Raw genomic sequence first — 8763 nt, forward strand, 5'->3', positions numbered from 1 at the left:
TTCGGTACAAGGATCCCTTCATGCCCCACGCGATGCCTGGAACCTTCTGCGCGTGTCGTCGCTGCCGAGATGGACCGGAAACACAAGCCTTTATTGTCTTTCTAGCCTTGCTTGGCATGTGTTCCTTTATTGCCTTTGTTGCCTTTGAACCCTTTTCGACTACCTAAACGACGACGTTACAGGGCCACCGCGGTCTTGGCTAGGTGGCGAGCGCCCAGCAAACACAAGTAACACAAGCCTTTATTGTCTTACTAGTCTTGTTTTTCTTGTGTTACTTTCGTTTGTTTGAAGGCTTTCAAGGCTTCATCGAACGGATGTGTCCAATTAGGAATCCACCGCAGGACGTCGCTGACCTCCAGGTCAGGGCTGGATGACCGAACCATTCCGAAAGGCCGCCAGCGAGGCGTACAGCGCGTCTGAGAGGCAAACACTTCGGCGGGGGAGGGGCTGGCTTCCCCGATGCGCTCTAGGGCTGTGGGAGACACAGCCGGGCGATCACCCGTGACCTGGGTCTTGCGAGTAGGCGCGATGAGGTCGATCATCACGCACATGATCCGAACACGGAGCTCGAGGAAGAACGACAACAACCAGGGAAGTCCTGTACCGCCGGCTTACTCGGCTTGGCGCCGGGTGAAGCGCTTCTTCACGGACGAACCGAACTGGTTCGTGAGTGACGTGATCGTGGCTGTGCTCGTCGGTGGGGTCCTCTTCGGGATCAGCTTCTACGTTCAGGGGAACGCCGACCGCGCACAGCGAGAGTCGGATCAGCGCGTGTCCGACTCGATCGCTCGCCAGGCGCAGCTCGACAACAACCGGCTGTACGTCTACACAATGTCCTCGAACCGTGTGGTCAACGCATCGTTTGACTCGATGGACCTCACAGATCAGCACCTGCCCGGAGTTCACCTTCCTGGTGCCGAGTTCCGCGGAGCCATTCTGAACGGCGCATCTCTTCGGGATAGCGACCTTCGCGGCGCCGACTTCTGGAACGCAGAATGGGAAGAGGCGGACTTCTCTGGCGCCGACCTCACCGGAGCACAATTCGGTCGGATTGGTCTCAGCTCCACCGATGACAAGCCGGCATGGACCTTCTTCGCCGCGAACCTCTCACACGCGAAGCTCTTCGGGATGGTCCTCGAGGACATCCAGGCTGCGAACTTCAGCGGGGCTCAACTGTCGGATGTCGACATGACTGCCGTGCATCCAGACACCGTGCGCGAGCTCGTCGCAGACGGAGCCTTCACGGGCACATGCTTCTCGAACGTGGCTTGGCCCGCCGGCCTCGCGGACTCCGAGTTGCCGGCATCAGCTGACCAGTCGACCTGTCAGGCCCTGTGGCTTGCCGACTACTGTGACACTCGGCCACCGGTCGACATCCCGGGGGCGAGCCCGACGTGGAAACCTAGCTCTCTGTCGTCCCTTTGCCCTGCTTGAGCGCCTTGCGGCTCTTGAAACCGCCGACGGTGGGCACCGAGGTGCGGCTCGGCTTGAGGACGAGATACCGGTCGGTGACGTCGATGTTGAGACCGTCATAGACGATCTGCATCGCCTGGAGGTTCTTCACGAACCGCTCCTTGAACGTCCTCGACCTGGCGAACTGCGCGCCGAACTGCCCGTTGAGCTGCTCCCACGTGATCCGGCTGGTCTCCTTCAGGTAGAACATCCGATGTGTCAACCAGATGTACTGGTCGATTCGCATGGGGGAGGAGCCGAGGGCGTTGAGGACGCCGAGATCGACGGGCACCGGCGAGCTGATGATCGACTGGTAGAACTGGTCGGACAACCGGATCCGCGACTGCCACAGCCCGGGGTTGTCCTTCTCGTCGACGTCGGAGAACCAGAGCTGCACTTCGTCGGCGACCTGGAAGTAGGAGGCGCGGATGCCGGAACGTCCGGTCTCCTCGCTGACGACGAGGCCTTCGACCGACATCTGCGATCCGAGCAGACGACGCATGTGATCGGTGAGGCGCTTGGCGTTCTGGCCGTTCGGCTTGATTCCGAGCTTCTCCATGAACCCGCGCATGCTTCGGCCCAGGTCGAGCTCAGGGTCCCTGGTCTTCAACGCCTCTGTGGCCATCCACGTCATAGCGTGCCGGGGGATGACCCCGAACGGGTAGGCCTCGTGACGCGTCTTGGTTTCCTCGTTGTAGATGAGGGCAGGGCGTACGGTGAGTGTGACGTTGCCGTTCCGTCGTTCCCAGTAGGGGACGTTCTTCGGTTCCCGGTACGGGAGGGAGACCTGTGCCCACAGCCTGGCGGAGAACCCGCGTTCCGGCTCCGTGGAGTCGAGCTCGCGCATGGTGGCGAAGTTGATGAGCTTCTGGCGCTCGGAGCTGATGGCGATCGACTTGCTCGCGGCCGGGTCGGGCTGCCGCTGGGATGGCGCGGGGTTCGACATGGAGGGCTCGTTCGCTCGGATGGTCTCGGTCAGTAGACAGCGTGCTGGGTTAAAGCGCTCCGGCCAAAAGGTGTCGTGCGGCGTGTCGCGTTTCGCCACCAAATGATCACACTGATTCCGTGACGATTTGGTGGCGCTTCGTGATGGTCTGGTGGCGGCAAGTGTGATGATCTGGTGGCGCGAGTGCGATGGTTTGGTGGCGCGCTGAGCCGATCTGATGGCCTTGGATCCCAGTCGGCAGTAGGCATGGAGGCGGGAAGCTCGGCTTCCCCCTGTAGTTCTTCCTGTGGCTTCTTAACCTGTAGGGGTTTAAGCGGGTGGTGACCAAACGAGCGGAGCCGTCCTGCTGTGGATAACTCGTCTCCAGGGCTTCCATGGACGGATGTATCGATCTCGAGTTCCTGGTCAGACCCCGAACTGCAGGTCTGGCGTGATCTAGCGCCACCAAATAGTCACAGCGATCGACAGCGGACGATCCAACCTGGCAACGCTTACGCCGCCACCAAATAGTCGCACCCGCATTCGCGCGCTAGATCGCGCGGGTGCCACCAAATAGTCACAGTGATGACGGCTTCACTCAGCTGGATGGTTGCCCCGGGGGCCTGCCACCAAATAGTCACATTCGGAGCCAGTCGTTGGGTCAGAGCCTGTTCTGGACGGGGGCCGATGCGCCACCAAATGATCACACCGAGCGATATCTGCAGCGCCACCAGATAGTCACATCCGGCGGGCACGTGGGACGTGGCGTAAGCAGAACAGTAGACCACAGCTATGACAGACCCCGGCGCGCGAGCGCTCCGGATGACTCCGTCCGAGCGCGCCACCAAATGATCACAACGCGCGTGGCCTGGATGGCGTGGACATGACAGTCGCGGCCGCCACCAAATGTGCACACCGTGCTGGAACACCCTTGCGAATCAAGGGAAGTATCGCGCCACCAGATCATCAAACCTGAGACAGAGCGTGGGGGCCATACCCGCGCGGGGTGCGCCACCAAATAGTCACACACTGGCCGAGTCACGCCTGGACGCTGTCGCGGCCTGCGCCACCAAATGATCGCACTTCGTGTGCGTCTCCGTTAGCGAGAGGCGTGGCGATAGAGCCGCCACCAAATGATCACGTTGCAGCGCGCAGCGCCGCCCTTATCGTGGTCGAGATGCCGCCACCAAATGATCACGCCTCCAGCGCCACCAAATGGTCACGGATTGCCGCGAGCGTCGAGCGCGCACGATTGTTCGGTCGGCACAGGGCGCCACCAAATAGTCGCACTCCAGCCGGGATGAAAATCGGGGTGCTGACGGTGCCGCCGCCACCAAATGATCACACCCCGTGGGGCGATGCGCGGCGAATCTAGCGGTCGAGGCCGGCCTCTTGGAGTAGCTCGAGATCGCGGTGATCGTCGGTGTCCCACTCTTCCCAGCCGTCGCCGCTGCCGAACCGGGTCATCAGGCCGGCGCGATCGACGGTGACCCGAATCGTGTCCTCGTCGTCGAAGGTGTCCATGTCCGGGTAGATGAGGTCGACGCGGTTCTCGTCGTGGACAGCGACGTGAGGCACACCACGGTGGGGGAGTGTGGCGTTCACGCGGACGATGGTGGCCTTGACCCTGTCGGAGAGGTCAGCCTCCCCGCCGAAGAGGAAGAGCCCGACGTCTCGCTTGACATCGAAGCCCGCCTCAACGAGCGGCACGCCAGGTCGAGTGGATCGGCCAGCGAAGGCGCCACGGTTGAAGCCTCCGTCGGCTACGACGTTTCCGCGCAGCTGCCCCATCAGAGGTGATCTCCGAGCGACCCGTCGCGAGATGCCGACATGAGCTCCTTGAACAGTTCCTCGCGGAAGCCTGACATCGGGGTCCAGCGTTCGCCGTCCTCCTCGGAGAAGTTGTCGTAGGTGTTGACGGAGCCGTCGGGGTTCAGGACGAAGAGCGACCCGGAGGGCTGTTCGATCGGATCCTTGTGCTGCACGTCGATGATCAGGTGCTCGCCGTCGCGGTAGACGTGGCCGGCGACCCAGTCGCTGGCGCCGCCGAGCTCGCGGATGTCGAGGTCGTGGTCGAGGACCCAGACGTCGTTCACCGCCTGCACGGACGTGCGGAACGCCGCCAGTTCGTCGTCGGTCAGCAGTTCTAGGGCGACGGACTCGATCTCGCCGGCGTGGACGCGCGCGTGGAGCGAGGTGACGTCGTACTCGTCCGACTGGTAGTTGGCGCTCACCTGGAGGACGCCTTCGACCGCGGCGCTCTGATCGCGCCACGTGTACTGGCCACGGTTGAACCCGGCTCGGCCGAGGTGGCCGCGTCGCTGGGCGGTCGTGGTGGTGGTCATGAGGGTGGTTCCTAACGTGTTCGGGGAAGGTGGAACTTCCGCGGGAGTACGTGTGCGGCGGATCGCCCAGGTCAGGTCACTTTTCCGTTTCGACGTCGGACCGGTGCATTCGGTTTACGAGGGGCAGGCTTCTTTGACGGCTGCTTCTTCGTCTCCTGCTTCGGCTTCCGCGGCGTCGTACGTTCTGCTCGAGGGGTGGGAGTTTTCCAGTCCGGTTGGGCTTTCCCGGCTTCGAACTCCATCGGCTCGGAGAGGGTGAGGGTGCGGGCCCACTCAGCCAAGAACGCGGCAGCCACCTTCGGGTCGTGGATCTCAAGGCCCGTCTCGAGCGATCGCTCGGCCGCGACGGTGAAATTGAACGACCCCGTCCATGCCGCGGTGGGCTTCCCCTCCTCGAGCCGGACGATGAACTTGTGGTGCATGAGTGGGACAGTGGAGTAGCCGCGGACTGCGAATCCGACAGCGCGGACCGGTTCGATCTCGTCCGGTGAGCCGGCGATATCGCGAAGCGGTGCCGGGAAGTCCGAACGGCGGAGCCCTCCCTTCAGCTTCGACAACGTTGCCCGGTGTCGGGCCGAGGCGGGCTTCGTGTCGGTCGTGCGGAGCGACCACTCCTTGTTGACGACCAGGGAGACCGGGCGGCCGGCGAGGGCTTCAACGAGCCGGGTGGAGGTGACCCAGGCGACGCAGCCGACGATGGCGGGGGAGTCGCGGATGAACCGCTCGAGCTCTGTGGCGACGTCGCCGAAGTGGACGGTCACCTTCCCCGACTGGGCGCCGCGGTCGAGCTGATCCCAGTCGTATCCGCCCTTCTTCCTGGCGCTCGGCGCCGGGCGAAGGTCATGCAGGCTGGCAGGGCGGGGAGGTCTCGGCATGGTCGCTGCTTTCCGGGGTCACGGGGTACCGGGAAGACATGCGGCAGCTACTGATGCCGTTGCGAGGTTCTGTTATTCGGCCGTCGGGACGGCAGCCGCGAGGACGACAACCACGGCCCGGGCGTCATCCGTCGCGACCGACGCGTAGCCGAATTTCCCAGTCCCACTCACCGCTGCGACCATCGCCGCAGCCTCGGTCGTGGACGATAGGAACGTGCGGGTGTGAAGGTCGCGCGGCCCAACGGAGTAGCCACCGACAGTGACGATCGCCTGACGCCCACACGCTTCCTCAACCACGGTGCCGCTGACGCCGTCAGACGTGGCCAGCTTCGACTTGCCCCAGTCGGCCAGGCAGGGGTCGGATTCGACATTCGATTCGCCGGGAGTCTGGGCGCCCTGGTCGGCAAGCAGGAGCTGCATCGTCGGGAGCGTCACGTCGGTCGTGTCGACGATCTTGACGCCGGCTCCCACTCGCGCCGGGGGAAGCCAATCTGTGGCGAATCGGACCTCCTCCGCCCCGCCAACCGGCAACTCCGTGCTGATGGCGGGTTCACCGATCGGGACGCCGGCTGCGTCCCGGGGGAGCGATGCCCAATCGTCCGCGGCATTCACCGCTGTGATCCGGGACTGCTCCACCTCTTCGGCGGAAGGCTGCAGTGTGTTCCAGGTGATCGCGCCGCCGGCAGTCACGACGAGCAGGACGCCTGTGATGATGAGGGAGCGCCGGGGTCGGCGGTATCGCATAGTGAAGTCTCCTGAGGTCGAATCACCATCGAGACATGCGGCGATCAGCCCCCGAGCGTCCAGTACACGGCAGCGACCGATGCGGGAGAAACGTAGCCCCACTCCGGCGTCACGTTGTCAGGGGCGAAGCCGACGATGTGGGTCACCTCCACCTTGGTGATCTTGACCGTCTGGGTGGTCATCTTCCCGCGGAACGTTGCTTCGATGGTCAGGGTCTTCGTGAAGGCGTCCGGATTCGCGATCGACAGCACCTTGGTTTGGACCCCGGTCGAGTCGTTGATGGAAGCAGGGAATCCGATGGGGTCCGGGGAGCTGCCCGGGACAGCTGTGACGTTCAGGGCAGCAGTGAATCGCTCCGCTGTTGCCGTGATGGCCTGGTTGACCTTCAGTGCACTCGATGCTTGGAGCGATTGCGCGACGTAGTTCATCACGACGGCTCCCATGGCGATCATCAGGATCATCGACATGATGGTGATCGCGAGGGTGGCGGCGAACCCGCGGCGGTCCGTGAGTGTGTTCGTGTAGTTTCGCGTCATGGTGCCGGGTAGACGGTGAGTTTGGTGAGCTTCATGGCCTGGTCTCCAACCACCAGTTGAACGGGCGTTCCCTTGGCGGGATCCACCTCGTAGTCGGTGAACGTCTGAGTGCTGGTCGCACTGACGGGGATCTTGGCGACGATCGACCCGTTCTGCTTCACGACGATCTGGGTGTCAGCGGTGACGCCCTTGCCGTCGATGGAGAACCGCCACTTCGTCTTCGCTGCCGGCGCGGCCCTCGAAGCGATGATGGTGCCGGACGCGAGGTTGTTGCCAGTGACCGGGCCTGTCGTCCACGTGACGTACGTTGGCGCAGGGGCAGAGCTCTGGTTGGCGACGAAGGCAGTGGCGTAGATGCACTCGCTCTTGGTCGTCCGGGTCTGACAGGTCGCGGGGCTGACTGTTGTGCCTCGAGCGACCGCCGCAGTGACCTTTTTGCCGTACGTCAGGTCCTCCGACCACAAGTACAAATTGACCGCCGGCCCGTTGGGAATTGTCACCGCCTTCGCGATCGGAGTGCCTGTCGTCGCGGCCAACCACCCAGGCTGCTGTTCAGGTCTGTCGACGACCTCGTTGATGAACTGCGCCCGTTGCACGTCGCTGGAGGTCTTCGACATTGCGCCGACCCCGGTGATCACAGCGAACGACACCATGCTGACTAGGCCAAGTGCGATCGTCGTCTCTACGACCGACTCGGCGACCGAGCCACTGCGGTCGGAAAAGACTCGCCGGAGGTGGGTGGCCAGGTTCACTGAGGTCCTTCCGATGTAAACGCGGATGGCCGCCACCGGAGCACCCGTGCAGGGTCCGGCGGCGGCCACAGTTGCTGTTCCTAGCTGAGGTGGTGGAGGAGAGCCGTCGGTTCGACACATCCCGCCGCGGTCACCGCCGCTGCCGCGCCGCTCTTGATCTCGGTGTCACCGGAAACGCCGTACCAGATGGTTCCGGTGTCCGAGAGAACGGCCACACAGAAGGCAGCGGTGGCACCGGACCCGGTGGCGGTGATGGTGACCTTCGCCGAGGCGTTCTTCTGGACGTACTTCGCGGCCACGAGTTGCGGGCCGGTTGCGTACTCACTGAGCCCGTCGTTGTCCGGGTCGGCGCCAGACGCCAGGAAGATCTCCTGGGCAGTCTTGACCGATCCGATGGTCGACTTGGCGGTGGCGTCGTTGGCCATCGGGATGACGGCCATGGCGCCGACGGCGGCGGCGAGGAGGACGGCGACGGAGATGCTGATCGCGACGATGATGTTGGGAATCGAGACCTCGATGCCGTCGCGGCGCTTGAGGATGGCGAAGCGTTCGGTCGTTGCCGAACGGAGTGGGGTGCGGGTTCGGAACGCCTGCATGTTGTTGCTCCTGTGTGTTGTGGGTAGGCCGCAGGGTGCGGTCACGGTGGAGACATGCGGCGAAAGCGAGGTTCGCTCTACAGGATCCCGAAGAGGATCGGGGCAGCCACACCGGCGAACATCGCGGGGACGTGGGGGAGTGTCGGCTGGGGGTCCTTCAGCCCGATCCGTACGGCGAGGCTGACGACTCCTTGCAGCGCGATCGCGACGGTGAACACCCAGATTCCGAGGATCGGGTTCACAGCGCCGATGACGAGTGCGGGGATCGGCGCGAGGGTGATGTCGCCGCCGCCGAACCGTCCGAGGACGCCCATCTCGAGGTAGAAGAGGAAGACTGCTGCGGCAGTGAGGATGGCCCAGATCCACTGCTGGACGGTGATCCCGTCGTACCAGAGCGCCGAGGCGGCGGCGGCCCCGAGCAGCATTGTGGGAAGCCATTCGACGCGGTGTGTCGCGACGTCGGCCGCGGCGAGAACTGCCAGTCCGATCACGACGATGAGCAGCGCGGTGTACGGGATGACGATCACAGGTTGATCTG

10 protein-coding genes are annotated in these 8763 nt (G+C 63.8%); 1 reads left to right on the forward strand and 9 read right to left on the reverse strand.

Annotation, left to right across the window (positions count from 1 at the left end):
- Positions 1–630: 630 nt before the first annotated feature.
- Entirely contained in the window at positions 631–1434 is an 804-nt protein-coding gene (locus GH736_RS02835) for a pentapeptide repeat-containing protein (RefSeq protein WP_159600067.1), read from the forward strand.
- Here the strand turns inward: GH736_RS02835 and GH736_RS02840 are convergent.
- From GH736_RS02840 to GH736_RS02880, 9 genes are all read right to left on the reverse strand, one after another.
- Positions 1403–2398 carry a replication protein RepA gene (locus tag GH736_RS02840; RefSeq protein WP_159600069.1) on the reverse strand — a complete coding sequence of 332 codons (996 nt, stop codon included), beginning with the start codon at positions 2396–2398 and terminating at the stop codon, positions 1403–1405. The genes GH736_RS02835 and GH736_RS02840 overlap by 32 nt on opposite strands.
- A gap of 1350 nt (positions 2399–3748) precedes the next feature.
- Positions 3749–4087, reverse strand: a complete 339-nt coding sequence (locus GH736_RS02845; RefSeq protein WP_159600071.1) for a hypothetical protein — start codon at positions 4085–4087, stop codon at positions 3749–3751.
- Between the two features lie 80 nt (positions 4088–4167).
- On the reverse strand, positions 4168–4722 hold the full coding sequence (locus tag GH736_RS02850) for a hypothetical protein (RefSeq protein ID WP_159600073.1): 555 nt from the start codon (positions 4720–4722) through the stop codon (positions 4168–4170).
- Positions 4723–4793: 71 nt separating this feature from the next.
- Positions 4794–5597: a phospholipase D-like domain-containing protein gene (locus tag GH736_RS02855; RefSeq protein WP_159600075.1), complete on the reverse strand. Its 804-nt coding sequence runs from the start codon at positions 5595–5597 to the stop codon at positions 4794–4796.
- A gap of 72 nt (positions 5598–5669) precedes the next feature.
- Positions 5670–6341 carry a hypothetical protein gene (locus GH736_RS02860; RefSeq protein ID WP_159600077.1) on the reverse strand — a complete coding sequence of 224 codons (672 nt, stop codon included), beginning with the start codon at positions 6339–6341 and terminating at the stop codon, positions 5670–5672.
- Between the two features lie 44 nt (positions 6342–6385).
- Positions 6386–6802 carry a hypothetical protein gene (locus tag GH736_RS02865; RefSeq protein WP_159600079.1) on the reverse strand — a complete coding sequence of 139 codons (417 nt, stop codon included), beginning with the start codon at positions 6800–6802 and terminating at the stop codon, positions 6386–6388.
- A gap of 71 nt (positions 6803–6873) precedes the next feature.
- Positions 6874–7629 (reverse strand): hypothetical protein, encoded by a 756-nt coding sequence (locus tag GH736_RS02870; protein ID WP_159600081.1) that lies wholly within the window; start codon positions 7627–7629, stop codon positions 6874–6876.
- Between the two features lie 80 nt (positions 7630–7709).
- Positions 7710–8270, reverse strand: a complete 561-nt coding sequence (locus GH736_RS02875) for a hypothetical protein (protein ID WP_159600083.1) — start codon at positions 8268–8270, stop codon at positions 7710–7712.
- 32 nt (positions 8271–8302) lie between these two features.
- The coding region (locus tag GH736_RS02880) for a hypothetical protein (RefSeq protein WP_159600085.1) at positions 8303–8763 on the reverse strand (461 nt) is incomplete at its 5' end.

Origin of the sequence: Agromyces humi (assembly GCF_009720255.1) — a bacterium.
GTDB classification, from domain to species: domain Bacteria; phylum Actinomycetota; class Actinomycetes; order Actinomycetales; family Microbacteriaceae; genus Agromyces; species Agromyces humi.